The sequence below is a fragment of the Streptomyces sp. NPDC014907 genome (genome assembly GCF_055562975.1).
Genome location: NZ_JBVHEG010000005.1, coordinates 341699 through 368066, shown reverse-complemented (window position 1 = coordinate 368066; position 26368 = coordinate 341699). Strand labels below are relative to the sequence as shown.

Here is a 26368-nt window from a genome sequence, read left to right as displayed (position 1 = left end):
GGCGGGGGAACGCGTATGAGCCCGTGGGCGGCCGGGCGGCTCCTGATCGTTCCCGCCCTCGGCGGGCGGGACGTCAGAGGAGGTGGGCCGGGGTGCCGACGGGCAGGATAAATCGGAACTCGGCCCCGCCCCGGGGGCCACGTCCGACGGTGATGGTGCCGCCGTGGGCCTCGACGACGCCCTTGACGATGTAGAGGCCCAGGCCGGTGCCGCCGCGCTTGCTGCCGCGCCAGAAGCGGGTGAAGACGCGGCTCATGGATTCCTCGGGGATGCCGGGGCCCTCGTCGCTCACGGTGACCTCCGTCCCCTCTTCTCCGTCGTCGCCCGTCGTGGCGGGTGCCACCTCGATGGTGACGGTTCCCTCTCCGTGGCGCACCGCATTTTCGAGGAGGTTGCCGAGGATCTGGTCGATCTTGTCGGGGTCGGCCCAGAGAGGCGGGAGCTGTGGCCTGATCCGTACGAAGAAGCGGTCCGGCGACTGGCCGCCGGCGGTGTGGGCGTGGACGTGCCGGCCGACCGCCGCCGCGATGTCGACGGGCTGGCGGCGGACCTCCAGGCGGCCGGAGTCGATCCGGGAGATGTCGAGGAGTTCGGCGATGAGCCGTTTGATGCGACCGGCGTCGGCGTCGACGGTCTCCAGCATCAGCCGCTTCTGCTCGTCGGTGAAGCGCTCCCACTTCCGGAGGAGGGTGGCGGTGAACCCCTTGACGGAGGTGAGCGGGGAGCGCAGTTCGTGGGCGACGGTGGCGATGAGTTCGGCGTGGCCGCGTTCGGTGCGCCGGCGCGCCTCGGTGCCGCGCAGGGAGACGACGACCCGGCGGACCGGGCCCGTGGGGTGCTCGCGGACGTACCGGGCGGAGACCAGGACCTCGCGGCCGCCGGGGAGGAGCAGGTTGCGCTCGGGCTGGCCGCTGCGGGTGGCGAGCCCGCCGTACGGGTCGGTCAGCGCCCACCAGCGGCGTCCCTTGAGGTCTTCCAGGGGCAGCGCCCTGTCCAGCGGGAGGCCGAGGGCGCGGTCGGCGGGGACGGCGGTGACGCGGGCGGCGGCGGCGTTGAAGCAGACGACGCGGCCGGTCTCGTCGGCGACGACGAGACCGTCGGGCAGGTCGTCGGGGTGGATGCCGGAGAAGTCACCGGCCGCGTCCCGTTCCGGGGCACGCCGCCCGGCGCTCCGTGCCTGTGCGGGAGTGTGCGTACCGACCGTCATCCCCGTTCCCCGCCTCTCCGTGCGGCGCAGTGGGCCCCGAGTGCGCCACTCTACTGCGCGACGGGGGCGGAGCGGTCCCCCGCGGTCCGGTTCAGGCGGAGGCGCGGGGGCGCTGGGCGCGCGCGGAGGCGTACAGGCAGACCGCGGCGGCGGTGGCGAGGTTGAGGCTCTCGGCCTTGCCGTGGATCGGGACGCGGACGACGGCGTCGGCGAGGGCCCGGGTCTCCTCGGGCAGTCCCCAGGCCTCGTTCCCGAAGATCCAGGCGGTCGGCCCGCCCATGGTGCCCGCGTCCAGTTCGGCGTCCAGGTCGTCCTGTCCGGCCCCGTCGGCGGCGAGGACGCGCACGCCCGCGCCCCTGAGCCCGGCGACGGCCTGCTCGACGGGGACCCCGACGGCCACCGGCAGGTGGAAGAGGGAACCGACGGAGGCGCGCACGGACTTGGGGTTGTAGAGGTCGACGGAGGCGTCGGTGAGGACGACGGCGTCGGCGCCGGCCGCGTCGGCGCAGCGCAGTACGGTGCCGGCGTTCCCGGGGTCGCGCACGTGGGCGAGGACGGCGACCAGCCGGGGCCGGGCGGCGACGATCTCCTCGAACGGCGAGTCGAGGAACCGGCAGACGCCGACGAGTCCCTGCGGGGTGACGGTCTGGGAGACCTCGGCGAGGACGGCGTCGGAGGCGTGGTGGACGCGGGCTCCGGCGGCGCGGGCCGCGTCGACGATGGCGGCGTGGCGCCCGGCGGCCTCGACGGTGGTGAAGAGCTCGACCAGGGTGGGCTCCCCGGTGGGGCCCCGGTGGTCGACGGCCTCGCGGACGGCCTGGGGGCCCTCGGCGATGAAGAGGCGGTCCTTGCCCCGGAAGGTGCGCTTGGCGAGCCGCCGGGCGGCGACGACGCGCGGGGAACGCGGGGAGATCAGCTCGGGGGTGACCATGGCGTGCGGGGGTTCTCTCTTCGGGGCCGGGGGCTGCGGGGTCCTGGGGGCGGCGCGCTCCGGTACGGCGCGGAGCCGCGCGGTCCGGGCGTCTCGGGGGCCGACGCACCCGGACCCGCAGGCGCGTGGGCGTCTGCGGGTCCGGGCGGAGGTGCTGCGGCCTGGAAGATCAGGCGGCGGCCTTCGGGGCGTTGACGTCGGCCGGGAGGGCCTTCTGCGCGGCCTCGACCAGCGCGGCGAACGCGTTGGCGTCGTTGACGGCCAGCTCGGCGAGGATCTTGCGGTCCACCTCGATGTTGGCGGCCTTCAGACCCTGGATGAGGCGGTTGTACGTCATGCCGTTCAGGCGGGCAGCGGCGTTGATGCGCTGGATCCACAGCTGACGGAAGTCGCCCTTGCGCTTCTTGCGGTCGTTGTAGTTGTAGACCAGCGAGTGGGTGACCTGCTCCTTGGCCTTGCGGTACAGGCGCGAACGCTGACCGCGGTAGCCCGAGGCCTGCTCGAGGATCGCCCGGCGCTTCTTGTGGGCGTTGACTGCCCGCTTGACGCGTGCCACTTGTTTTACTCCTTGTAGCGGGGTCGTGGTGGTCCTCACACGACCCGGAAAACGGATGGAACCCGGACTCGGCCGGATGCCCTCGTCGCCGAGGGCGGGAGATCAGATCAGATGCCCAGCATCTTCTTGATCTTGGCGGCGTCACCCGGGGCCATCTCGGCGTTGCCGGTGAGGCGACGCGTCAGCTTGGACGACTTGTGCTCGAGCAGGTGGCGCTTGCCGGCGCGCTCCCGCAGGATCTTGCCGGAGCCGGTGACCTTGAAGCGCTTCTTGGCACCGGAGTGCGTCTTGTTCTTCGGCATGGCGCCGTTCTCTCCTCGTCAGTGGCGCTCCCCCGGTGCGGGCACCGGACATCCGGGAGCGTCAGTTCTTCGTCTGGTGGTTCCGGGCGGGGCCCGGGGCTGCCTGGGTGGCAGCCCGCCGGGTCACGCCTCGGGGGTCTCGGCCGGAGCGTCGGCCGGAGCCTCGGGGGCCGGAGTCTCGGCCGGGGCCTCGGACGTCTCCTCGGGGGCGACGCCCTGGCGCTCGGCCTTGCGTGCGGCCTGGGCCTCACGCGCCTCGGCCATGGCCTCGGTCTTCTTCTTGTGCGGGCCGAGAACCATGATCATGTTCCGGCCGTCCTGCTTCGGGTTGGACTCGATGAAGCCAAGCTCCTCGACGTCCGACGCCAGCCGCTGCAGCAGCCGGAAACCAAGCTCGGGACGGGACTGCTCACGACCACGGAACATGATCGTGATCTTGACCTTGTCGCCCTGCTTGAGGAACCGGACGACGTGACCCTTCTTGGTGTCGTAGTCGTGCGGGTCGATCTTCGGCCGGAGCTTCATCTCCTTGATGACCGTGTGCGCCTGGTTCTTGCGCGCCTCACGGGCCTTCATGGCCGACTCGTACTTGAACTTCCCGTAGTCCATGAGCTTGCACACGGGCGGACGGGCGTTCGCCGCGACCTCGACCAGGTCGAGGTCGTACTCCTGTGCGAGCTCCAGGGCCTTGGCAAGCGGAACAATCCCGACCTGCTCGCCGCTGGGTCCGACAAGTCGCACCTCGGGAACGCGAATCCTGTCGTTGATGCGGGGCTCGGCGCTGATGGATCCTCCTCGGTAGCACCACGCGACCGCCTGGCGGACGGACGCGCAACGTCTGTTTCTGAGACCAACCGAGCCGGCACATGAAAAATGCCCCGGACGGGACACAGGCGGGGCTCCACGGAAATACCGGAGCACCGCCGTGGTCAGCCACGGGGCGCACATCGGGCGGCTCCATCGTCCGTACGGAACGATGGGCGCCACCTGACCGGTGACCCGCCGCCCGCGAGGGCGGCCAGGTGGGAGTACGGAGCCTCCACTTGTGGGCCGGACACACAGGTGTCCAGCCGGTCGTTACACAAGGTTAGCAGGACCCGGCGGTCTCCACCAACCGGGGAGCCGCATATCGTAGGGGGCATGAGCGAGACGCCCCGGAACGAGAACCCGGACTCCCCCGACTTCGACGCCATGACCCGTGACATCGCGGAGGTCCCGGCGGTCGAGGTGATCGTGACCGTCGCCGTCAACCTGATGAGCGCCGCCGCCGTGAAGCTCGGGCTCACCGAGGAGGGCGAGAAGCACAAGGACCTCGACGAGGCGCGCAAGCTGGTGCACGCCCTCGCGGGGCTGCTGGACGCCGGCGCGACGGAGGTCTCCTCCTTCCACGCCGCGCCCCTGCGGGACGGCCTGAAGTCCCTCCAGCTCGCCTTCCGCGAGGCCTCCCTGGTCCCGGACGAGCCGGGCCAGGGACCGGGCGAGAAGTACACGGGCCCGGTGTACGGCTAGGACCCGTCGCGGGGGCACGGGGCAGGAACCGTCACGGGGGCGCCCCCGGAGGAGAACGGCCACGGGCCCGGTGTACGGCCGGGACCCGTCACGGGGTGCGGGACGGCCCCCGGAGGGGGAACCGCCCGGCCGGCGCGCGGCCGGACCCCCTCACCGCTTCGTGTAGAAGGGCTCGCCCGGAGGCGTGGCCGAGGCCGGCAGGAGTGCCAGGTCGAGGCCCCGCACCAGGCGGGCCCTCAGTGTTTCGTCGGCGGCCAGGGCGCTCGCCACCCGCCGGGCGGCCTCCGCCGGGGCGGCGTCCCCGGCGAGGACCAGGGCGAGGGTGCCGTCGGCGGTGCCGGGGCCCAGGTGGGCGCGGAGGACGGCGGGCTCGGCGGCGACGGCGGCCCGGACCGCCTCCCGTACGGCGGGGTCGTCGAGCGGGTCGGCGCTGGTGCGGCCCTCGGCGAGGGCGAGCAGGGCCGGACCGGTGACCTGGTACGGCACGGGGCCCGCGAGATCGAGGACGAGCGTGTCCGCCTTCTCGTGGGCGACGGCCTGGAGCGCCTGGTGCAGCGGGACGGCCACGGGCCGGGCCTCCGGGTCCCAGAGGGCCAGCGAGGCGGTGGAGGTGAAGGCGGGCAGGGCCCGCCGGTCGCCGGCCGTGAGGGTGGGGACCGCCATGTCGCTGGTCTTCTCGCGGCGCAGGCCGTTCCCGTCGGTCTCCACCTCGCCGAGGACGGCGACCACGGGGACGAGCAGCCGGGCCCCGCGCAGGGCGTCGAGGACCGGCCCGTGGGCGGTCCTGTCCTCCGCCCAGGCCGCGAGGGCCGCGGCGAGCCGCGGGTCGGCGGTGCCGTCGTCGTCGGAGAAACCGGGGTCCGGGATGTTCTTGAGCGCCACGCCCCGAGCCTAACCGCCGGGCGGCGGCGCGCGGCCCGCCGGGTGCCGCCGCCCGGCGCGGCGGGAGGGGCGGGCCGGACCGGCGGCCGTCAGCCCTCAGCCCTCAGCCCTCAGCCCCCAGCCCTCAGCCCTCAGCCCTCAGCCGGGATGGTGGGCGCGCCGGAGCGCCACGGCGGTGAGGAGGAGCAGCGCGCCGAGGCCGCCGAGGAGGGGCGCGAGCAGCCCGAAGGAGCGGTCCTCCTCGGCGGGGGCCGCGGGACCGGGACCGAAGTGGCTGCCCCGGTACCCGGTGGTGGCGTTCTTCGGGTCGCCGCCCTTGAGCCGGGCGCCCGCCTCGATCGCCGCGACCGGGTCGACCGTCCCGTACCCCTTGTCGTCGCTGCGGCCGTCCTTCGGCCTGTTGCGGGCGGTGTCGACGAGCAGCCGTTTGACCTGGGCCGGGGTGAGGCCGGGGTGGGCCGCCCGGACGAGGGCGACGGCCCCGGAGACGAACGCGGCGGCGGCGCTGGTGCCCCAGCCCTCGTAGTAGCGGCGGTCGGGGTCGGCGATGACGATGTCCACGCCGGGGGCGCTGACGGTCGCGTACCAGCGGCGGGTGGAGAAGGGGGCGCGGGAGCCCCAGCGGTCGACGGCCGTGACGGCGATGACGCCGGGGTAGGCGGCGGGGTACGAGATGTGGTCGCCCTTCTCGCCGCCGTTGCCGGCGGAGGCGACGACGGTGACCCCCTTGGCCAGGGCGTACTGGACGGCGGCGTCCTCGCCCGCGTCGGGGTGGGCGGACTCGGAGTCGTCGCCGAGGGAGAGGTTGATGACGTCGGCGCCGTGGTCGGCGGCCCAGCGGATGCCTTCGGCGAGGGCGGTGCCCCGGCTCTTGCGGGCCTTGTCCCGTTCCTTGTCGGAGGACTCCAGGATGACCCGTACGGGAAGGATGTCTGCCTCGGGGGCGATGCCGAGGACCCCGTCCCGGTCTCCGGGGCCGTGGCCGTGCCCGGCGATGATCCCGGCCATGGCCGTGCCGTGCCGGGCCCAGGCGCGGTCGCCCCGGGAGGCGCCGAAGCCGATGAGGTCGCGTCCGGGCAGGACGGAGCCCTCCAGGTCCGGGTGGCCGGCGTCCACGCCGGTGTCGAGGACGGCGACGGTGACGCCCTCACCCCTGGTGGTGCGCCAGGCCTCGGTGGTGCGGAGGGTTTCCAGGCCCCACTGCCGGGCCCGGATGGTGTCGGCGTGGGCGGGGGCGGTGGTGGCGGGCAGGACGGAGAAGGCGGCGGCGAGCAGGACGGCCGCGCCGCCGCGCGCCCGTCGGCGGGCGGGAGGGGTCACCGGGCCTTCTTCTCCTTCGCCGCCGCGGCGGCGGTCGTGCGCAGCAGGCGCGTCAGGCTCTCCGTGATGCCCTTGGCCTCGTGGCCGAGGCCGGACTGGGCGACGGCGTCGGTACGGCCGTCGGCCATGGCCAGGTCGGCGCGCAGGGGGGTGCCGACGGTCCGGCCGTCGGCGAAGCCGGAGACGGCGGTGACGACGACGGGGAGGTCCGCGGGGGCGCCCACCCACCAGCTCGCGCGCTGCCGGTCGCCGAAGCCGGCGGCGACGGTGGAGGGGCCGGGGAGGGCCGGGGGGACGTCCTGTCCGGGGCGCGCGGCGAGGCGCTGGCCGAGGGTGCGCTGCGCGGCGGCGTCGGCGCGGGTGAAGGTGAGGCCGACGGTGATGACGCTGCTGGCGGTGGCGTCGGTGTACGTGGCGCGCAGGACGCGCTCGCAGCCGAGCGGCTCGACGGCCGCGAGCAGGCCCCCGGCGAGGACGGCGGACGAGCAGGGGGCGTCGGGCGCGACCATGACCCGGGTCCAGGTGCGGGCGGCGGAGCCGGGACCGGCGCCGGGACCGGCGAGGGTGCGGGGGAAGAGGACGTCGACGGGGGCGTCGTGCCAGAGCTCCCGGGCCTCGGCGTACCCGGCGGGTTCGACGGGCTTCCCGGACTCGCCGGCCGCCAGCCACACCCCGGCGAGGGCGCCGCCGATGAGCCCGAACCCGAGCACGGCGCAGACGGCGACCGCGACGGTCCGCCCCCGGACGGGCCGCGGCCGCGTGGTGGTCCCGACGGGTATCCCGTACGGCGCGGCGGGGTGGCCGTGATCGGTGTAGCCGGTGTAGCCGTGGCCGGTGTGGCCGGTGTGGTCGTACGGCGGTACGGAGGGGGCCGGGAAGGCGGGAGGGCTCACCGGCCGTGGCGGAACCGGCCGCGCCGGGACGGCGGGCTCGGGCACCGGCCGTGCCGGGGCGGCCGGTCCCGCCGCCGGGCGGACCGGACTCTGCGGGGACGCCGCCGGAGGGACCGGGCCCGGGGAAGGCGCCGCCGGAGGGACCGGACCCGGGGAAGGCGCCGCCGGAGGGACCGGACCCGGCGGGAGCGCCGGCGGGCGCTGCGGTACCGGCGGGGCCTCGGAGGTCCGGACCGGGCGCGGACGGGCGGTCGTCCCGGCGCCGGGCGGTTCGGTGCCACCGGCCGCCGGGGAGGTGGGGGCGGGAGCCGCCGGACTGCCGGGCGCCGGGAAGGCGGCACCGGGAGCCACCGGGCCTCCGGCCGCCGGGGAAGCGGGGGCAGGAGCCGCCGGGCCGCCGGACGCCGGGAAGGCGGCGGGAGCGTCGGGGGCGGCCGACGGCGGGCGGGCCGGGAGGAGGAGTTCGCTGATGCGGGAGGGTGTGGAACGGTGCTCGCCGGTCATCCCCGTCCCCCCGCTCGTGTCGACAATGCCCGCCACTCTACGGGCTGTTCCCCACCGTGCGGGAACTCAGGGGCTACCCACCCGTAAACCTGTCTGGCAAGCTCGGGCCATGACTCCCCGTGCCACCGATCGGGCCCGCTACGACCGGGCCACCGCTCATCTCGACGCACCCGTGGCCATCGTCGACCTGGAGGCCTTCGACGCCAACGCGGCGGACCTCGTGCGCCGGGCCGGAGGAAAACCCGTACGGGTGGCGAGCAAGTCCGTGCGGTGCCGGGCGCTCCTGGAGCGGGTGCTCGCGCGGGAGGGCTTCGCGGGGATCATGTCGTTCACGCTCGACGAGTCGCTGTGGCTGGCGCGTGCCGGTTTCGAGGACGTCCTGCTCGCGTACCCGTCGGCGGACCGCGCCGGTTTCGGGGAGCTGGCACGGGACCCCGGGCTCGCCGCCGCCGTGACCGTGATGGTGGACGACGTGGCGCAGCTGGACCTGATCGACGCCTCCCGCGCGGGAGGGGCGGAGCGGATCCGGATCTGCCTGGAGATGGACACGGCGCTGAGCGTGCTGGGCGGCCGGATACGGATCGGCGCCCGCCGTTCCCCGCTGCGGGAGCCCGCGGAGCTGGCGGAGCTGGCCCGCTCGGTGGTGCGGCGGCCGGGGTTCCGGCTGGTCGGGCTGATGGCGTACGAGGGGCACGTCGCCGGTGTCGGGGACGCGGTCGCGGGCCGGCCGCTGCGGTCGCGGGCGGTCCGGCTGATGCAGTCCGCCGCCCGCAGGGAGCTGGCGGAACGCAGGGCGGCCGTGGTGCGGGCCGTGCGGGCGGTGGCACCGGACCTGGAGTTCGTGAACGGCGGGGGCACCGGCAGCGTGCAGCACACCGCCGCCGAGGACGCAGTGACGGAGATAGCCGCCGGCTCGGGGCTCTTCGTGCCGCGCCTCTTCGACCACTACACGTCCTTCAGCGGCCGGCCCGCCGCCCTCTTCGCGCAGCCCGTGGTGCGCCGGCCGGGCGTGGGCGTGGTGACGGTGCTCGGGGGCGGGTACCCGGCCTCCGGGGTGGCGGGGCCCGACCGGCTGCCCGTGCCGTACCTGCCGGAGGGGCTGCGGTACGACCCACGGGAGGGGCCGGGCGAGGTGCAGACGCCGCTGCTCGGCTCGCCGGCCGACGACCTGCGGATCGGCGACAAGGTGTGGTTCCGGCACGCGAAGGCCGGCGAGATGTGCGAGCGGTTCGAGAGCCTGCGCCTGGTCGAGGGCGACCGGGTCACGGCGACGGTGCCGACGTACCGGGGCGAGGGCCGGACCTTCCTCTAGGGCCTCCAGGACCTTGAGGACCTCTACTACCTCCAGGACCTCCAGGGCCTTCAGGGCCCCCAAAGCGGACACGGGGGCGGCCGGGCGTCGCGGGACGCCCGGCCGTTCCCGTGGGCGGGGCCTACAGCGGGGTCACGTACGCGCCCGAGATCCCGCCGTCCACGAGGAAGTCGCTGGCGTTGACGAAGGAGGAGTCGTCGCTCGCGAGGAAGGCGACGGCGGCGGCGATCTCCTCGGCCTCGGCGAAGCGGCCGAGGGGGATGTGGACGAGGCGGCGGGCGGCCCGTTCGGGGTCCTTGGCGAACAGCTCCCGGAGGAGCGGGGTGTTGACCGGCCCGGGGCAGAGGGCGTTGACGCGGATGCCCTCGCGGGCGAACTGGACGCCCAGCTCGCGGGACATGGCGAGCACGCCGCCCTTGGAGGCCGTGTAGGAGATCTGGCTGGTGGCGGCGCCCATGATCGCGACGAAGGAGGCGGTGTTGATGATGGAGCCCCTGCCCTGGCGGCGCATGTAGGGCAGGGCGGCCTTGCAGCAGAGGTAGACGGAGGTGAGGTTGACGTCCTGGACGCGCTTCCAGGCCTCCAGGCCGGTCTCCAGGATGGAGTCGTCGTCGGGGGGCGAGATGCCGGCGTTGTTGAAGGCGACGTCGACGGAGCCGTAGGTCTCGAAGGCGGTCCTGAAGAGCGCCTCGACCTGCTCGGGGTCGGTGACGTCGACCCGGACGAAGGTGCCCCCGACCTCCCCGGCGGCGGCCTTGCCGGCGGTCTCGTCGATGTCTCCGCAGACGACGCGGGCGCCCTCGGAGGCGAGGCGGCGGGCGGTGGCGAGACCGATGCCGCTGCCGGCCCCGGTGATGACGGCGGTGCGGCCGACCAGGCGGCGGCAGACGATCTCTTCGGTTCCCTCGGTGGTCATGCGGTTCGGGCCTCCGTGCTGAGGAAGACGTTCTTGGTTTCGGTGAAGGCGGTCAGGGCGTCGGGGCCGAGTTCACGGCCGAGGCCGGACTGCCGGTAGCCGCCGAACGGTGTCCAGTAGCGGACGCTGGAGTGGGAGTTGACGGAGAGGTTGCCGGCGCGGACGGCGCGCGAGACCCGCAGGGCACGGCCGACGTCGCGGGTCCAGATCGAGCCGGACAGCCCGTACTCGGTGGCGTTGGCGAGGCGGACCGCGTCGGCCTCGTCCTCGAAGGGGAGGACGACGGCGACGGGTCCGAAGATCTCCTCGACGGCGCAGGGGGCGTCCTCGGGCAGGCCGGTGAGGACGGTCGGCGGGAACCAGAAGCCGGGGCCCCCGGGCGCCTTGCCCCGGATGCCTTCGAGGTCGTCGGGGACGTAGGCGCGGACGCGGTCGAGCTGGGCACGGGAGATGAGCGGCCCCATCTGCGTGCGTTCGTCGGAGGGGTCTCCGACGACGACCTCCCCGATCGCGGGGGCGAGCAGTTCCAGGAAGCGGTCGTACGCGGTCCGCTGGACGAGGATGCGGGTGCGGGCGCAGCAGTCCTGGCCGCTGTTGTCGAGGAAGGACATCGGCGCCGCGGCGGCGGCCGCCTCGACGTCCGCGTCGGCGAAGACGATGTTGGGGCTCTTCCCGCCGAGTTCGAGGGTGACCCGCTTCACCCGGTCGGCGCACTTGGCCATGACGGCCTTGCCGACCCGGGTGGAGCCGGTGAAGACGATCTTGGCGACGCCGGGGTGTTCGACCAGGGCGTTCCCGGCGACCGGGCCGGTGCCCGGGAGGACCTGGAAGAGCCCTTCGGGCAGGCCCGCATCCAGGGCGAGTTCGGCGAGGCGGAGCGCGGTGAGCGGGGTGGTCTCGGCGGGCTTGAGGACGACGGCGTTGCCGGCGGCGAGGGCGGGGGCGGTGGCCCAGGCGGCGATCGGCATGGGGAAGTTCCAGGGCGCGATGACGCCGACGACCCCGAGCGGTTCGAGGATGGTGACGTCGAGGCCGCCGGCCACCGGGATCTGGCGCCCGTTGAGGCGCTCGACCCCTCCGGCGGCGAAGTCGAGCAGGTCGCGGACGTTGCCGGCCTCCCAGCGGGCGTTGCCGATGGTGTGGCCCGCCTCGGTGACCTCGGTCCGGGCCAGTTCCTCGACGTGCTCGTCGACGACGGCGGCGAAGCGGCGGAGCAGCCGGGCGCGGTCGGCGGGCGCCGCCGCCGCCCAGCCGCGCTGGGCGGCGGCGGCGCGGGCCACGGCGGCGTCGACGTCGGCGGGGGTGGCGGCCGGGACGGTGGCGACCTCTTCCCCGGTCGCCGGGTTCAGTACCTGGAGCAACTCTTTCCTCACAAGCGTTCGAAGGAGCGGCGCAGTTCCCAGTCGGTCACCGCGGCGTCGAAGGCGTCGAGTTCGACGCGGGCCATGGTCCGGTAGTGGGCGACGACCTCGGGGCCGAAGGCGGCCGCGGCGATCTCGCTGGCCTCCCAGAGTCCGGCCGCCTCGCGCAGGGTGGTGGGGACGCGGTCGTACCCGGCGGTGTAGGCGTTCCCGGTGCAGGGCGGGGGGAGTTCGAGGCGCCGCTCGATGCCGTGCAGGCCGGCGGCGATCATGCCGGCGACGGCGAGGTAGGGGTTGACGTCGCCGCCGGGGAGGCGGTTCTCGAAGCGGGTGGAGCGCCCTCGGCCGACGACCCGGAGGGCGCAGGTGCGGTTGTCGTGGCCCCAGGCGACGGCGGTGGGGGCGAAGGAGCCGGGCTGGAACCGTTTGTAGGAGTTGATGTTGGGCGCGTAGAGGAGGGAGAAGTCGCGGAGGGCGGCGAGCTGTCCGGCGAGGAAGCGGCGCATCGTCTCCGACATGCCGTGTTCGTCGTCCCCGGCCATCACGTTCTCCCCGTCCGCGTTCTGGAGGGAGAGGTGGATGTGGCAGGAGTTGCCCTCGCGCTCGTCGTACTTCGCCATGAAGGTGAGCGAACGGCCCTCCTGGGCCGCGATCTCCTTGGCGCCCGTCTTGTAGACGGCGTGCTGGTCGCAGGTGACCAGGGCCTCGTCGTACTTGAAGACGATCTCGTGCTGGCCGGGATTGCACTCGCCCTTGGCGGACTCGACGGTGAGTCCGGCTCCGGTCATCTCGTTGCGGATGCGGCGCAGGAGGGGTTCGACGCGGCCGGTGCCGAGGACGGAGTAGTCGACGTTGTACTGGTTGGCGGGGGTGAGGCCGCGGTAGCCGGCGTTCCATGCCTGCTCGTAGCCGTCCTGGAAGAGGATGAACTCCAGCTCGGTGCCCACGTGGGCGGTGAGGCCGTGTTCGGCGAGGCGTTCGAGCTGGCGGCGGAGGATCTGGCGGGGCGCCGCGACGACGGGGGTGCCGTCGCCCCAGGCGAGGTCGGCGGTCACCAGGGCGGTGGCCTCGTTCCAGGGGACGCGGCGGAGGGTGGTGAGGTCGGGGTGCATCGCGAAGTCGCCGTAGCCGCGGTCCCAGGAGGACATCTCGTAGCCGTCGACGGTGTTCATCTCGGTGTCGACGGCCAGGAGGTAGTTGCAGCCCTCGGTGCCGTGGCCGAGGACGTCGTCCAGGAAGAACGGCGCGGCGAACCGCTTGCCCTGGAGCCGTCCCTGCATGTCGGGGAAGGCCAGGACGACGGTGTCGATCTCGCCGTTCGCGACGAGGGCCCGCAGCTCCTCGACGCCGAGCGGGGGTGTGCGGTCTGCCACGGGACTGCTCCTCCTCAGGCCTGCCGGAAGCCATAAGGTATTGCGGAGGACCTTTGATTGGGAAGGGCCGGAGGAGGAGAAACGGGAACGTGGTCAGTACGAGTGAACCGGCGGACCGGCTGACGCCCGTGCTGCGGCCGGTGCGGGCGGGCAACGGGTTCGAGGAGGCCCTGGAGCAGATCCTCCAGGTGATACGGCTCGGGCTGGTGCCGGACGGGGAGCGGCTGCCCGCCGAACGGGAGCTGGCCGACCGGATGGGGATCAGCCGGGTGACCCTGCGCGAGGTCCTCAAGGTGCTCCAGGAGCAGGGGCTCGTGGAGAGCAGGCGCGGCCGGTACGGCGGGACGTTCGTGCTGCCCCGGACCCGGACGGCCGGCGAGGACGAGCTGCGCCGCCGGATCGCCTCGGTCGACGTGGAGGACACCCTGCGCTTCCGCGAGGTGCTGGAGGTGGGGGCGGCCGGGCTGTGCGCGGCCCACGGCCTCGACGCGGCGGGCGCGGAACGGCTGCGCTCCGCGCTCGCGGCGACCCACGACGCCCCGCTCGGCGACTACCGGCGCCAGGACAGCCTGCTCCACCTCACGCTCGCCGAGCTCTCCGGCTCGCCGACGCTGACGGCCCGGTACGCCGGCGTCCGGGCGACGCTGAACGACCTGCTCGACTGCATCCCGCTGCTCGTGCGGAACCTGGAGCACTCCCAGCACCAGCACACCGCGCTCGTGGAGGCGGTCCTGGACGGGGACGCGGACGCGGCGCGCGAGGTGATGCGGGAGCACTGCGGGGGGACGGCGGCGCTGCTGCGGGGGTTCCTGGCGTGAGAGGGGCGCCCGCGCCGTCCTGACGGAGGGCCCCCGGCGGGGAGGGGCGCCGTCGACGGGGACGCCCGCGCGGGTCCGGGGCCGTGGCCCGAAAGTGGCGCACGGGGGTTGCGCTCCCCCGGCGGGCGACGCAAAGGTATGGCCTCAATCCATTGGGCCCGTTGCGGGGAGCTGACGCTGCCATGACGCTCGAAGACACGTCCGGAAGCACGCCCGGGGGCACCTCCGGGGACGGCGCCCCGGCGGAGGACGACTACCTGCGGCGGCGCGCGCTGCGCCGCGGCAGCGCAGGCTGGCTGCTGCTCACCGGGCTCGGCGTGGCCTACGTGGTCTCCGGCGACTACTCCGGCTGGAACATCGGCCTGTCGAAGGGCGGCTTCGGCGGCCTCGCCGCCGCCACCGTCCTGATGGGCGCGATGTACGCGTGCCTGGTCTTCGCGCTCGCCGAACTCTCCGCCATCCTGCCCACGGCGGGCGGCGGTTACGGCTTCGCCCGGCGCGCGCTCGGCACCTGGGGCGGTTTCCTCACCGGCACCGCGATCCTCATCGAGTACGTCCTCGCCCCCGCGGCGATCTCCCTCTTCATCGGCGACTACGTCGAGTCCCTGGGGCTCTTCGGCCTGGAGTCCGGCTGGCCGGTCCAGCTGGCCTGTTTCGCCCTCTTCATCGGCATCCACCTGTGGGGCGTGGGCGAGGCGCTGCGCTTCAGCCTGGTCGTGACGGCGGTCGCGGTCGCCGCCCTGCTCGTCTTCGCGGCCGGTGCCCTCACCGACTTCCACGTGGACGGCCTGAACGACATCCCGGTGGACGGCGAGGCCTTCGGGTCCAGCTCCTGGCTGCCGTTCGGTCTGCTCGGGATCTGGGCCGCGTTCCCCTTCGGCATGTGGTTCTTCCTGGGCGTCGAGGGGGTGCCGCTGGCCGCCGAGGAGGCGAAGGACCCGGTCAGGTCGATGCCGAGGGCGCTGGCGACCTCCCTGGGCGTCCTGGTGATGCTCGCCGTCATGACGTTCCTGGCCGCCACCGGCGCGCGCGGCGCGGCGGCCGTCCAGGAGGCCGGGAACCCGCTGGTCGTGGCGCTCCAGGGCGACGGGGAGCCGACGGCGCTCAGCCGGTTCGTGAACTACGCGGGCCTCGCCGGCCTGGTGGCCTCCTTCTTCTCCCTGATCTACGCCGGTTCGCGTCAGCTCTTCGCCCTCTCCCGGGCGGGCTACCTGCCCCGCTTCCTCTCCCTGACCAGCCGCCGCAAGTCGCCCTACCTGGGGCTGCTCGTCCCGGGCGCGATCGGCTTCGCCCTCGCCGTCGGGACGGGCGACGGGGCCCGGATGCTGAACATCGCGGTCTTCGGCGCCACCATCTCGTACGCCCTGATGGCGCTCTCCCACATCGTGCTGCGCCGCCGCGAGCCGGGGCTGCACCGGCCGTACCGCACGCCCGGCGGGACCGTGACCTCGTCGGTGGCCCTCGTCCTGGCCCTCTCGGCCCTGGTCGCGACCTTCCTGGTGGACCGGACGGCCGCGTTCGCGGCGCTCGGGGTGTACGTGATCGCCCTGGCCCACTTCGCGTTCTACAGTCGGCACCGCCTGGTGGCCAGGGCGCCCGAGGAGGAGTTCGCGGCGCTCGCCGCGGCCGAGGCCGAGCTCGAACGCGACTGACGTCCCGACCTTCCCCGGAGGAGTTTCCGTGTCCGCACCGCTCATCGGCGTGACCACCTATCTGGACCGGGCCCGCTGGGGGGTGTGGGACATGGAGGCCGCGCTGCTCCCCGCCCCGTACCCCCGGCTCGTCCGGGAGAGCGGCGGGCTTGCGGTGATGCTGCCGCCGGACGGGCCGGCCGCCGCGGCGGCGGTCGTGGACCGGCTCGACGGCCTGGTCGTCGCGGGCGGCGCGGACGTCGAGCCCGCGCGGTACGGGGCCGGGCGCGACCCCCGCACGGGGCCGCCGGCGCGCGTCCGGGACTCCTGGGAACTGGCCCTGATCGACGCGGCGCTCGCCTCCGGCACCCCGCTCCTCGGCATCTGCCGGGGGATGCAGCTCCTGAACGTGGCGCTCGGCGGGACCCTCGTCCAGCACCTGGACGGGCACGTGGAGGCGGTCGGGGTGATCGGCCGGCACGCGGTCGAACCGGTGCCGGGCACCCTCTACGCCTCCCTGGTGCCGGAGCCCGCCGAGGTGCCGACCTACCACCACCAGGCCGTGGACCGGCTGGGCACGGGGCTCACGGCCTCGGCCCACGCGGAGGACGGCACGGTGGAGGCGGTGGAGCTGGCCGCCCCGGCCTGGGCCCTCGGCGTGCAGTGGCACCCGGAGATGGGCGAGGACCCCCGGGTGATGCGGGGGCTCGTCGAGGCCGCGGCGGCGGTGCGCGCCCGAGGGGAGGCCGGGCGGACGGTACGCGTCCGAGAGGAGGCCGGGCAGGCGGTGCGCGTTTGAGGGGAGGCCGGGCGGGCGGTACGGGCCGGGCGGCAGTACGCGCCTGAAGGGGCGGGCGGTACGCGTCCGAGGAGGGGCCGGACGGGCGGTACGGGCCCGCGGCGCGCCGGGCGCGCGGAGGGCGGCGGCGCCCCTTCCGGCCGGGGAGGGGGCCGGGGCCGCCGGGAGCGCGCCGTCCGTCCTGTTGCTTATTGGTCGTGCACTCAATAGCATCCCGGTCATGTCGTCGAGCGTCCAGCGCAAGCGCGTCCGGAAAACTCCGGAGGCCCGGAGGGCGGAGATCGTGGGGGCCGCGGCCCGGGTCGCCCTGACCGAGGGCCTCGAATGCGTCACCCTGCGGCGGATCGCCGACGAGCTGACCGTGCGCCCGGGGCTGATAAGCCACTACTTCCCCTCCTCGGAGGAGCTGGTGGCCGAGGCGTTCGGCGTGGCCTCCGCCGGTGAGCTGGACGCGCTGCTGCCCGCCGAACGGCCGCACGGGACCCCCACGCAGTACCTCGCGCGCTACTTCGCCCTCTCCGCCGGAGAGGCGTACGACGACATCAGCCGCCTGTGGATCAACGCCCGGCACCTCAGCCGCTACCGGCCCCTCCTGCGCGACCGGGTCGTCGCGCAGGAACTCGCCTCCGACGACCGCCTCGAAGGACTCATCCGCGAGGGCGCCGAACGGGGCGAGTTCCGGACGGACGACCCGCGCACGACGGCCATCCGCATCCTGGTGGTCGTCGACGGCCTCGGCGCCCACGCCAACACCGGCCCCGGCACCCGCCCGGAGGCCGTGGCCCGCATGGCCGTCACCACGGCGGAACGCGAACTCGGCCTGCCCGACGGCGCCCTGTCCGACGCCCCGCCGCTCGCCGGGCCCTCCTGATCCGCACCGGCCCGCACCACCCGCCCGCCGGGCCCCGGCCCGCACCTCCCGTCCTCCCGTCCGCCCCTTCCCGCACCTCATTTCCTGGAGTCACCCGTGCGCACCCGTCTCGTCCTGCTCTCCGCCCGCCTGCTCGACCCCGGCACGGGGAGGTTCCTGCCGGAGACCGCGCTCGCCGTCTCCGACGAGGGCCGGATCACGGCCCTGGGCGACGACCGCGAGATCCGCGCCCTCGCCGGGCCGGCCACCACCGTCGTGGACCTCAAGGGGGCCGTCGTCACCCCCGGCCTCGTCGACGGCCACGTGCACCCGGTCACCGGCGCCGAGCTGACCCACGGCCTCGACCTGTCGTACTGCTCCGACCTCGACGACGTGCGCGAGGCCCTCGCCCGCGAGGTGCGGACCCTGGAGCGCGGGGCGTGGCTGTTCGGCTGGGGCCTCGACCCTAACGTCTTCGGCGACCGCCCCCTGGACACCACCCCCTTCGACTCCGTCCTCGGCGGGGTGCCCGCCTTCCTGCTGCTCTTCGACGCCCACTCGGCCCTGGCCAGCCGCCGGGCGCTCGAACTCGCCGGGGTCGACGGCCCGCGCACCTTCGACCAGGCCTCCGCCGAGGTCGTCTGCGACGCCGACGGGCGCCCGACCGGTCTCCTCCAGGAGGACGCCGCCTGCGAACTGGTCGAGCGGGTCGCCCCCCGGCCGACGCGCGAGGAGAGCCGCCGGCGCCTCGCGGACGCGCTGCGCGCCATGGCCGCCACGGGCCTGACCGGCGGTCACGCCATGGACGCCAACGGCGACAGCCTCGCCCTGTACGGGGAGCTGGACGCGGCCGGCGAGCTGCCGGTGCGGCTCCGGGTCGCGCCCTGGTGCCAGCCCGGCACCGACGCCGACGGCGTACGCGAGCTGATCGGGCTCCAGGGCACCGGCGGGGCGCTGTGGCGGGTCGCCGGCGTGAAGCTCTTCATGGACGGGACCATCGACAACGGCACCGCCTGGCTGGAGCGTCCCGACTGTCACGGCGAGTCCACGCACGCCTTCTGGCCGGACCCCGAGGCGTACACCCGGATCATCGGGGACCTGCACCGGGCGGGCGTGGCCACCGCGACCCACGCCATCGGCGACGCGGCCGTCCGGCACGTCCTGGACGCCGTCGAGAAGGCGCGCGCCGCGGGCGGCGGCGAGGTGCGGCACCGGGTCGAGCACATCGAGACCGTCCCGGACGACACGCTGGGCCGCTTCGCGGAGCTCGGCGTCCTCGCCTCCATGCAGCCCACCCACTGCTGCGACTTCACCCGCGCCGACCACACCGACAACTGGTCGCGCCGCCTCGGCGAGGAGCGCGCCTCCCGCGCCTGGCGCTGCCGGGACCTGCTGGAGTCCGGGACGACCGTGGTCCTCGGCTCGGACTGGCCCATCGCGCCGTTCCCGCCGCTCGGCGTGATGGCGGGGGCCCGGCACCGGCGCCCGAGCCGCGACCTCACCCAGGCCCCGCACGGCCCGGAGCAGGCGCTGACGCCGCTGGAGGCGCTGCGGGGCATGACGACGGCCCCGGCGTACGCGGCGGGCGAGGAGCACGAGGCGGGCCGGATCGCGCTCGGCCACCGTGCCGACCTCGCCGTCTTCGCGGAGGACCCGCTCACCACGTCCGCGACCGACCTGCCGGACCTGCCGGTCCTGCTGACGGTCCTGGACGGCCGGATCACCCACCGCGCGGCGCACGTCTGAGCCGTACGCCGCCGGACCCGCGTCAGCCCGCCGGGCGGGCGCGGGTCAGCGAGAGCAGGTCGCGGGCCGGGCCGGCGGGGCGGTGGCCCGCCGGCCAGACCGCGCGGAGGTCCCGGCGCAGCAGCACCCCCTCGACGGGGACGGCGACCAGACGGCGGGAGGCCAGCTCCTCGGCGATCGCGAGTTCGCTGAGGACGGCCGGCCCGGCACCGCTGACGACGGCGGCCTTCACGGCCGTCGTCGAGGCGAGTTCGAGGAGGGGCCGCGCGAGACCGCCGTGGGCGGAGAGCGCCGCGTCCAGGACCTGGCGGGTGCCGGAGCCCCGTTCCCGCAGGATCAGCGGGGTCGCGGCCAGCTCCGCCGGGCCCAGCGGGGCGCGGCGGCGGGCCCACGGGTGCGCGGGGGCGGCGACGACCGCCAGCCGGTCGTGCGCGACGACCACGCCGTCCAGGCCGTCCGGCACGGCCAGTCCCTCCACGAAGCCCACGTCCGCCTCGCCCGCGAAGAGGCGTTCCGCGACGGCCGCCGAGTTGCCCGCCTGGAGCGACACGGCGGTGTCCGGGCGTTCGGCGCGCAGGGCGATCAGCCAGCCCGGCAGCAGGTACTCGGCGATGGTCATGGACGCGGCCACCCGCAGCCGGGAGTCGCGCCGGCCGCGCAGGGCCTGCGCCCCCGCGTCGAAGGCCTCCGCCGCCTCGACGATCCGCCGCGCCCAGTCCGTGACGAGCGCGCCCGCGTCGGTGAGCCGGGAGCCGCGCGGGGAACGGTCGACCAGGGCCATCCCGAGCTGTCGTTCCATGGAGCGGACGCGGCTGCTCGCGGCGGGCTGGGTGATCCCGACCTCCCGGGCGGCGGCGCCGAGGCTCCCGTGCCGGGCCACGGCGAGCAGCAGTTCGAGCGCGCCCAGGTCGGGGACGCGGTGGGAGAGGTGGGGCCGGGCCCCGCCGTCACCGTCACCGATCACGCCGCCACCGTCGCCATGGCCGGTCACACCGCCACCGGCACCGTCGCCGTGGCCGGTCACACCGCCACCGTCGCCATGGCCGGTCACACCGCCACCGGCCGCGGGGCCTCCGCTCGCGCCGTCGTCCCGCGCCGCCCCGCCCGCGGGCCCGGCCCCGGGGACCCCGCCCTCCCGCGCCCCGCCGTCCCGGCCCTCACCGTCCCGCCTCTCCCTGCTCATAAACCCAGCTTATGGCGTCATAGCCACGTGCTCCCTGGTCGGGGCGGAGGAACGGGACGACGGTGGGACCATGGCAAGCGTCGCACCCCCTCTCCCGGGCCCCGGCCCGCTCCCCCGCGCCACCACCCCCGGCGCGCGGCAGGACCCCCGGACCCGTTCCGTCCGTCACCTCGGACCCCACTGGTACGCCTCCGTGATGGGCACGGCGATCGTCGCCACGGCCGGGGCGGCCCTCCCGGTCGACGTCCCCGGACTCCGTACCGCCTGCGCGGCCGTCTGGGCCCTGTCGCTCGTGATGCTGCTCGTCCTGCTCCCGGCCCGCGCGCTGCACTGGGCCCGCCACCGCGACCAGGCCCGCGCCCACCTCCTGGACCCGGCCGTGGCCCCGTTCTACGGCTGTCTCTCGATGGCGCTGCTCGCGGTCGGCGGCGGGGCGCTGGTGGTGGGCCGGGACTGGACCGGCCTCCCGGCGGCCGTCGCGCTCGACGCCGTGCTGTTCACCGCCGGCACGGCGGTCGGACTGGTCGTGGCGGTGGCCGTGCCGTACCTGATGGTGGCGCACCACCGGATCGAGGGCGCGTCCCCGGTGTGGCTGCTGCCGGTCGTCGCCCCCATGGTGTCCGCCGCGCTCGGCCCGCTGCTCGTGCCCCACCTGCCCGCCGGCGAGCCGCGCCAGACGCTCCTGATCGCCTGTCACGCGATGTTCGGCATCAGCCTGCTCGCCACCCTGGCCATACTGCCGCTGGTCTTCGGGCGGCTCGTCACCGCCGGTCCCCCGCCCCTCGCGCTCACCCCCGCGCTCTTCCTGGTCCTGGGGCCCCTCGGCCAGTCCACGACGGCCGCGGGCAAGTTCGCCGGCGCGGCCCCGGGCGTGCTGCCCGGTCCGTACGCGCGCGGCCTCGCCGCCTTCGCCGTGCTCTACGGGGTGCCCGTCATGGGTTTCGCGCTGCTGTGGCTGGCGCTCGCCGGAGCGATGGTCCTGCGGGCGCGGCGCCGGGGCATGGGCTTCACGATGGCCTTCTGGGCGTTCACCTTCCCGGTCGGCACCTGTGTGACCGGCGCCGGGGAGCTGGCCGCGCACACCGGCCTCGCCGCCTTCCGGTGGCTCGCGATCGGCCTGTACGCGCTCCTCGTGGCGGCCTGGCTGGGCGCGGGGTGGCACACCCTGCGCGGACTCGCCGGCGGGACGCTGCTCGCGGGGCCGGGGACGACGGCGCCTCCCGGGGTCCGGCCGGCGGCGGTCCGCGCCGGGTGACCGGGCGGCCCCTCCTCGGGGGGCGGCGGTCCCCGGAGGGACCCGGCGCGCACGGGCCCCGGCCGGGAGGGAAGCGGAGACGGTGCTCGTCCCCGCTCCCGCCCTCACTCCTCCTCCGCCTCCACGTGTTCCGCCACGGCCACGACCAGGAGCCGGGTGCCGGGCTCGGTGGCGCGCCAGCGGTGCCGCACCCCGCCGGAGAGGTAGAGGGTGTCCCCCCGGTCGAGCCGGTGGGCGCGGCCCTCGGCCTCGACCTCGGCGGCGCCGTCCGCCACGTAGAGGAGTTCGTCGTTGCGGTGCTGGAACTCGCGCCCCGCGTCCTGCTCGCCGGTGAACTCCAGGGCGTGCAGCTGGTGACGGCCGCGGACGAGCGACCGCACGCCCTCGGGCAGGTCCGGGGAACGCTCGCCGGACCGGACGACGTCGACGGTGCGGGAGGCCTCGGCCGCGGCGAGGAGTTCGCCGGCCGTGGTCTCCAGGGCCCCGGCGACGAGTTCCAGGGAGCGGCGGCTGGGGCGGGCCCGGTCGTTCTCGACCTGGCTGAGGAAGGGCACGGAGAGGCCGCTGCGGGAGGCGACGACGGCCAGGGTGAGCTGGAGCGCCCTGCGGCGCCTCTTGACGGCCGCGCCCACGCGGGGCGATTCCTTCTCGTCCATGTCGGCTCCCTCCCTCGCGCCTCGTGCCCGTCGCGATCCTCGTACCGGTCGGTTACCCGAACCTTACGCAGCTTTCGGGCGGGGTTTCGCGTCGTGCCGAAAAAGGGGCGGCCGCCGGACACGCTCGGCGACCACCCCTTTCCGGACGGGAACCGTTCCGGTCCCGCCGGGGGGTCAGCGCGGGGTGAGCTTCTCCGCGAGGCCGGGGTTCCGACCGAGCCAGGTGCGGACGGCCTGCTGCTCCTTGCCCTTGCCGGTCTCCTGGATGACGGCTTCGAGGTCCGTGAGCTGCTTCTCGGACAGCTCGAACTTCTTCAGCCAGTCGCCGACCTCGGGGTTCTCCTCGGTGAACCCCTTGCGGGCGAGGGTGTGGACGCCGTCGCCCTTGCCCCAGGCCCCCTTGGGGTCCTTCAGCTTCTTCAGGTCGTGGGCGGAGTAGGCCCAGTGCGGCGACCAGAGCGTCACGGCGATGGGCTCCTTCCGCTCGTACGCCCTCTTCAGCTCCGCGAGCATGCCGGGGGTGGAGCCGTCGACGACCTCGTACTCGCCCTCCAGGCCGTACTCCTTCAGGACCTTGTCCTTGAGGATGCCCATCATCCCGGCGCTGGGTTCGATGCCGACGACGCGGCCCTTGAACTGTCCCGCCCTGCCCTTGAGGTCGGCGAGGGAGTCGACGCCCTTCACGTACGAGGGGACGGAGAGCTCCAGGGAGGTGGGGCCGTACCAGGAGCCGAGGTCCTCCAGGTCCTTCTCGTACTTCTTCCAGTACTGGGCGTGGGTGACGGGGAGCCAGGCGTCGGTCTGGAAGTCGAGCTGCCCGCCGGCCAGGCCGGTGTAGAGGGCGCCGGCCTCCAGCTGCTTGGTGTCGACCTCGTAGCCGCGCCGTTCCAGGAGTTCCTTCCACAGGTACGTGGAGGCGATGCCCTCGTCCCAGGGGATGTAGCCGATGGCGACCTTCTTGCCGTTGCTCCCGGCGGAGGAGGTGCCGGTTCCGCCGAGGAGGCCGGTGCCTCCCGCGACGAGGGCGAGGACCACCACGCCGACGAGGGCGGTGACGGGCTGCGGCCGGTGGGCCCAGAGCTTCGCGCCGGACCGTCCCGCGCCCGCGGCGCGGGCCTTGGCGGCGGCGCGGCGGCCCAGCGGGGAGACCTGGCGGCCGAGCGCGCCGGTCATCCGGTCGAGGTACATGGCGAGGACGACGATGGAGACGCCGGCCTCGAAGCCGAGGCCGATGTCGACGTTGCCGATGGCGCGGTAGACGGCTCCGCCGAGTCCGCCGCCGCCGACCATGCCGGCGATGACGACCATGGAGAGGCCGAGCATGATGACCTGGTTGACACCGGCCATGATCGTCGGGAGGGCGAGCGGGAGCTGGACGCGCAGCAGGGTGTCGCGCGGGGTGGTGCCGAAGGCCTCGGCGGCCTCGACGAGTTCGCCGTCGACCTGGCGGATGCCGTGCTCGGTCATCCGGACGCCCGGGGGCAGCGCGAAGACGATGGTGGCGATGATGCCGGGGACCACCCCGACGCCGAAGAAGATGATGCCGGGGATCAGGTAGACCATCGCCGGCATGGTCTGCATGAAGTCGAGGACCGGCCGCATGACGGCACTGGCGCTCTTCGACCGTGCCGCCCAGACGCCGAGCGGCACCGCGATCACCAGGGTGACCAGGGTGGCGACGAGGACGAGGGAGAGCGTCGCCATGGCCTCGTCCCACAGTTCGACGGAGTCGACCAGGGCGAAGCCCGCGAAGGCGAGGACTCCGGCGGCGAATCCGCGCAGCCACCAGGCGACGACGGCGAGGATGCCGGCGAACAGCAGCGGCTGGGGCGCGGACAGGACGGCGTCGATGCCGTCGTAGAGGCCGGTGACGCCGGCGCTGACGGCGTCGAAGAACCAGGAGAGACGGGCCTGGAGCCAGTCGACGGAGGTGTCGACCCACCGGCCGAGGGGAAGCCTAGGCACCGGCGGTCACCCCCTGCGCGTTCCGGGGCTTCCGGGCGCGCGGGATGCCCTTGCCGGACCCGCCCGGCGCACCGGCGTCCGCGTCGAGTCCGCCCATGACGCCGAGCAGGCGTTCCGGGGGCACGACGCCGAGGACCCTGCCGTCGGCGTCCTCCACGGTCACGGGGTGCGGGGCGAGCGCGGCGACGGCGCACAGGTCGGCGACGAGCGTGTCGGGCCCCACGGCCCGGCAGGCGCAGCCGTCGGGGCACACGGCGGCGGCGCCCTCCGTCATGACGGAGGAGGCGGTGAGCACCCGGGAGCGGTCGACGTCCTGGATGAAGGAGGCGACGTAGTCGTCGGCGGGCCGGACGAGGATGTCCTCGGCGGTGCCGAGCTGGACGATCCCGCCGTCGCGCATGACCGCGATCCGGTCGCCGAGGCGCATGGCCTCGTTGAGGTCGTGGGTGATGAAGACGATGGTCTTCTTCAGCCGCTGCTGGAGGACGAGGAGCTGGTCCTGCATGTCGCGGCGGATCAGCGGGTCGAGCGCGCTGAAGGACTCGTCCATGAGGAGCAGGTCGGCGTCGGTGGCGAGGGCGCGGGCGAGGCCGACGCGCTGCTGCATGCCGCCGGAGAGTTCGTCGGGCCAGGACTTCTCCCAGCCGGCGAGGCCGCACAGTTCGAGGGCCTCGGCGGCGCGGGTCTCGCGCTCGGCGCGGGCCACGCCCTGGACCTCCAGGCCGTAGGCGGCGTTCTCCAGGACGGTGCGGTGCGGGAAGAGCGCGAAGTGCTGGAAGACCATGCTGATCCGGCGGGAGCGGACGGCGCGCAGTTCGCGGGGGGAGAGCGCGGTGAGGTCGTCGCCGTCGAAGACGACCCGGCCCGCGGTGGGTTCGAGCAGGCCGTTGAGCATGCGGAGGAGGGTGGACTTCCCGGAGCCGGACAGGCCCATCACGACGAAGATCTGGCCGGGTTCGACGACGAATCCGGCGTCGATGACGGCCGCCGTGGTCCCCTCGGCGCGCAGCTCCTCTCGGTCGGCGCCGTTCACGAGCCTCCGGACGGCTTCGTCGGGTCGTCTGCCGAACACCTTGTACAGATGGTCGGCCTGGAGCCTGGACACATACACCTCACGGGTAGCGATGAAGAACGGCCCCGCCACCCCCGCGAGGCCGGGCCGTGGAGCGGGCGGGATCGGCCCGCGTCCCGTCACGCACGGTGTTCCTTTGGTTGAATTCCGTACCGGGTCCGCTCCGGGCACGCCCATGCCCGGGGTCTGCGCGTGCAAACGCGAAGGTGACGCGGGTCACGGCGGGCCGGCCGGGACGCCGCACCCGGACCGTCCCGTCCGGACCGCCCGCCGGCCTTCCGGCCCCCACCCCCCGGAGGCCCCGTACGGGCCTTCCGGGAGCGGGGTGCGCCCTAGACTCGGCCGGGTGACGCGACGTTTGATGCTCCTCGACACCGCCAGCCTCTACTTCCGCGCGTACTTCGGCGTGCCGGACTCCGTCCGCGCCCCCGACGGCACCCCGGTGAACGCCGTGCGCGGACTGCTCGACTTCATCGGCCGGCTCGTCCGGGACCACCGCCCGGACGACCTGGTGGCCTGCTGGGACGAGGACTGGCGGCCGCGGTGGCGGGTGGACCTGATCCCGTCCTACAAGGCGCACCGGGTGGCCGCGGAGACGGGGGCGGGCCCGGACGAGGAGGAGGTCCCGGACACGCTGTCCCCGCAGGTGCCCGTGATCGAGGAGGTCCTCGCGGCGCTCGGCATCGCGCGGGTCGGGGCGGCGGGGTACGAGGCGGACGACGTGATCGGGACGCTGGCGGTCCGGGCCCGGGGCCCGGTGGACGTCGTCACCGGCGACCGGGACCTGTTCCAGCTGGTGGACGACGCGCGGGGGGTGCGGGTGCTGTACCCGCGCAAGGGCGTCGGCGACTGCGACCTGGTGGACGGGGAGCTGATCCGCGCGAAGTACGGGGTGCGCCCCGACCAGTACGCGGACTTCGCGGCGCTGCGCGGGGACGCCAGCGACGGGCTGCCGGGCGTGAAGGGCATCGGGGAGAAGACGGCGGCCCAGCTCGTCACGGAGTACGGGGACCTGGCGGGGGTGCGGGCGGCGGCGGCCGACCCGGCGTCGGGCCTGACGCCCGCCAAGCGGCGCGGGATCACGGAGGCGGCGGCGTACCTGGACGTGGCGCCGAAGGTGGTGCGGGTCGCCACCGACGTGCCGCTGCCGGAGTTCGACCCGGCCCTGCCCCCGGCGCCCCGGGACCCGGCGGCCCTGGACGCGCTGGTGAAGCGGTGGGGCCTGGCCGGAGCCGTCGGACGGCTGCTGCCGGCCCTGGAGCGCCACCCCGGCCGCTCGCACGGCGAAGTGCTAGCTTAGGCATACCTAAGTACACACAGTCAGGAG

At 74.8% G+C, this 26368-nt stretch carries 24 protein-coding genes; 9 read left to right on the top strand and 15 right to left on the bottom strand.

Annotated features, from left to right (window positions below):
- Positions 1-73 precede the first annotated feature (73 nt).
- The 5 genes from ACZ3IL_RS16850 to infC form a co-directional block, all read right to left on the bottom strand.
- Positions 74-1207, bottom strand: coding sequence for a sensor histidine kinase (locus tag ACZ3IL_RS16850; RefSeq protein WP_467391042.1), 1134 nt, complete (start codon positions 1205-1207; stop codon positions 74-76).
- Positions 1208-1298: 91 nt separating this feature from the next.
- Positions 1299-2138 carry a TrmH family RNA methyltransferase gene (locus ACZ3IL_RS16845; RefSeq protein WP_467391040.1) on the bottom strand — a complete coding sequence of 280 codons (840 nt, stop codon included), beginning with the start codon at positions 2136-2138 and terminating at the stop codon, positions 1299-1301.
- A 169-nt stretch (positions 2139-2307) separates the two neighbouring features.
- Positions 2308-2694: a 50S ribosomal protein L20 gene (gene rplT, locus ACZ3IL_RS16840; RefSeq protein ID WP_467391038.1), complete on the bottom strand. Its 387-nt coding sequence runs from the start codon at positions 2692-2694 to the stop codon at positions 2308-2310.
- Positions 2695-2801: 107 nt separating this feature from the next.
- Positions 2802-2996 (bottom strand): 50S ribosomal protein L35, encoded by a 195-nt coding sequence (gene rpmI, locus ACZ3IL_RS16835; RefSeq protein WP_015032399.1) that lies wholly within the window; start codon positions 2994-2996, stop codon positions 2802-2804.
- Positions 2997-3119: 123 nt separating this feature from the next.
- A complete protein-coding gene (gene infC / locus ACZ3IL_RS16830) occupies positions 3120-3782 on the bottom strand; it encodes a translation initiation factor IF-3 (protein WP_467391343.1) in 663 nt (220 codons plus the stop codon).
- A gap of 354 nt (positions 3783-4136) precedes the next feature.
- Here infC and ACZ3IL_RS16825 point away from each other — a divergent pair, with 354 nt between their 5' ends.
- Positions 4137-4505 (top strand): DUF1844 domain-containing protein, encoded by a 369-nt coding sequence (locus ACZ3IL_RS16825; protein WP_467391036.1) that lies wholly within the window; start codon positions 4137-4139, stop codon positions 4503-4505.
- Positions 4506-4655: 150 nt separating this feature from the next.
- On the opposite strand, the gene ACZ3IL_RS16820 is transcribed toward ACZ3IL_RS16825, so the two are convergent.
- The 3 genes from ACZ3IL_RS16820 to ACZ3IL_RS16810 all read right to left on the bottom strand — a co-directional run bounded on the left by ACZ3IL_RS16820 (position 4656) and on the right by ACZ3IL_RS16810 (position 7600).
- A complete protein-coding gene (locus ACZ3IL_RS16820; RefSeq protein ID WP_467391034.1) occupies positions 4656-5387 on the bottom strand; it encodes an SseB family protein in 732 nt (243 codons plus the stop codon).
- Positions 5388-5525: 138 nt separating this feature from the next.
- Positions 5526-6707, bottom strand: coding sequence for a type VII secretion-associated serine protease mycosin (mycP, locus tag ACZ3IL_RS16815; RefSeq protein ID WP_467391032.1), 1182 nt, complete (start codon positions 6705-6707; stop codon positions 5526-5528).
- Complete coding sequence (locus ACZ3IL_RS16810; protein ID WP_467391030.1) at positions 6704-7600, bottom strand: hypothetical protein; 897 nt, start codon at positions 7598-7600, stop codon at positions 6704-6706. The genes mycP and ACZ3IL_RS16810 overlap by 4 nt, the downstream gene beginning before the upstream one ends.
- 613 nt (positions 7601-8213) lie before the next feature.
- On the opposite strand from ACZ3IL_RS16810, the gene ACZ3IL_RS16805 reads away from it, so the two are divergent.
- Positions 8214-9416: an amino acid deaminase/aldolase gene (locus ACZ3IL_RS16805; RefSeq protein WP_467391028.1), complete on the top strand. Its 1203-nt coding sequence runs from the start codon at positions 8214-8216 to the stop codon at positions 9414-9416.
- Between the two features lie 121 nt (positions 9417-9537).
- Here the strand turns inward: ACZ3IL_RS16805 and ACZ3IL_RS16800 are convergent, their stop codons facing one another.
- From ACZ3IL_RS16800 to ACZ3IL_RS16790, 3 genes are read right to left on the bottom strand one after another with little or no spacing between them, the layout of a single operon-like run.
- Positions 9538-10332, bottom strand: a complete 795-nt coding sequence (locus tag ACZ3IL_RS16800; RefSeq protein WP_467391026.1) for a 3-oxoacyl-ACP reductase — start codon at positions 10330-10332, stop codon at positions 9538-9540.
- A complete protein-coding gene (locus ACZ3IL_RS16795; RefSeq protein WP_467391024.1) occupies positions 10329-11693 on the bottom strand; it encodes an aldehyde dehydrogenase family protein in 1365 nt (454 codons plus the stop codon). Before ACZ3IL_RS16795 ends, ACZ3IL_RS16800 begins: the two co-directional genes overlap by 4 nt.
- 8 nt (positions 11694-11701) lie before the next feature.
- On the bottom strand, positions 11702-13066 hold the full coding sequence (locus ACZ3IL_RS16790; RefSeq protein ID WP_467391022.1) for a glutamine synthetase family protein: 1365 nt from the start codon (positions 13064-13066) through the stop codon (positions 11702-11704).
- A gap of 89 nt (positions 13067-13155) precedes the next feature.
- Here ACZ3IL_RS16790 and ACZ3IL_RS16785 point away from each other — a divergent pair, with 89 nt between their 5' ends.
- From ACZ3IL_RS16785 to ACZ3IL_RS16765, 5 genes are all read left to right on the top strand, one after another.
- Positions 13156-13884: a FadR/GntR family transcriptional regulator gene (locus ACZ3IL_RS16785; RefSeq protein ID WP_467391020.1), complete on the top strand. Its 729-nt coding sequence runs from the start codon at positions 13156-13158 to the stop codon at positions 13882-13884.
- A gap of 182 nt (positions 13885-14066) precedes the next feature.
- Positions 14067-15536, top strand: coding sequence for an ethanolamine permease (eat, locus tag ACZ3IL_RS16780; RefSeq protein WP_467391018.1), 1470 nt, complete (start codon positions 14067-14069; stop codon positions 15534-15536).
- Between the two features lie 28 nt (positions 15537-15564).
- Positions 15565-16314, top strand: a complete 750-nt coding sequence (locus ACZ3IL_RS16775; RefSeq protein WP_467391016.1) for a gamma-glutamyl-gamma-aminobutyrate hydrolase family protein — start codon at positions 15565-15567, stop codon at positions 16312-16314.
- 220 nt (positions 16315-16534) lie between these two features.
- Positions 16535-17185, top strand: coding sequence for a TetR/AcrR family transcriptional regulator (locus ACZ3IL_RS16770; protein ID WP_467391014.1), 651 nt, complete (start codon positions 16535-16537; stop codon positions 17183-17185).
- 96 nt (positions 17186-17281) lie between these two features.
- A complete protein-coding gene (locus tag ACZ3IL_RS16765) occupies positions 17282-18910 on the top strand; it encodes an amidohydrolase (RefSeq protein ID WP_467391012.1) in 1629 nt (542 codons plus the stop codon).
- 22 nt (positions 18911-18932) lie between these two features.
- Here ACZ3IL_RS16765 and ACZ3IL_RS16760 read toward each other — a convergent pair whose 3' ends face one another.
- The gene (locus ACZ3IL_RS16760; RefSeq protein ID WP_467391342.1) at positions 18933-19871 is read right to left on the bottom strand and encodes a LysR family transcriptional regulator; all 939 of its coding nucleotides are present in this window, start codon (positions 19869-19871) and stop codon (positions 18933-18935) included.
- 292 nt (positions 19872-20163) lie between these two features.
- Here ACZ3IL_RS16760 and ACZ3IL_RS16755 point away from each other — a divergent pair, with 292 nt between their 5' ends.
- Positions 20164-21348 (top strand): TDT family transporter, encoded by a 1185-nt coding sequence (locus tag ACZ3IL_RS16755; RefSeq protein ID WP_467391010.1) that lies wholly within the window; start codon positions 20164-20166, stop codon positions 21346-21348.
- A gap of 104 nt (positions 21349-21452) precedes the next feature.
- Here ACZ3IL_RS16755 and ACZ3IL_RS16750 read toward each other — a convergent pair whose 3' ends face one another.
- The 3 genes from ACZ3IL_RS16750 to ACZ3IL_RS16740 form a co-directional block, all read right to left on the bottom strand.
- Positions 21453-22004, bottom strand: coding sequence for a helix-turn-helix domain-containing protein (locus tag ACZ3IL_RS16750; protein ID WP_467391008.1), 552 nt, complete (start codon positions 22002-22004; stop codon positions 21453-21455).
- A gap of 174 nt (positions 22005-22178) precedes the next feature.
- Positions 22179-23969: an ABC transporter permease/substrate binding protein gene (locus tag ACZ3IL_RS16745; RefSeq protein ID WP_467391006.1), complete on the bottom strand. Its 1791-nt coding sequence runs from the start codon at positions 23967-23969 to the stop codon at positions 22179-22181.
- Positions 23962-25074: a quaternary amine ABC transporter ATP-binding protein gene (locus ACZ3IL_RS16740; protein WP_467391004.1), complete on the bottom strand. Its 1113-nt coding sequence runs from the start codon at positions 25072-25074 to the stop codon at positions 23962-23964. The genes ACZ3IL_RS16745 and ACZ3IL_RS16740 overlap by 8 nt, the downstream gene beginning before the upstream one ends.
- 328 nt (positions 25075-25402) lie before the next feature.
- On the opposite strand from ACZ3IL_RS16740, the gene ACZ3IL_RS16735 reads away from it, so the two are divergent.
- The gene (locus ACZ3IL_RS16735; protein ID WP_467391341.1) at positions 25403-26341 is read left to right on the top strand and encodes a 5'-3' exonuclease; all 939 of its coding nucleotides are present in this window, start codon (positions 25403-25405) and stop codon (positions 26339-26341) included.
- Positions 26342-26368: the final 27 nt, after the last annotated feature.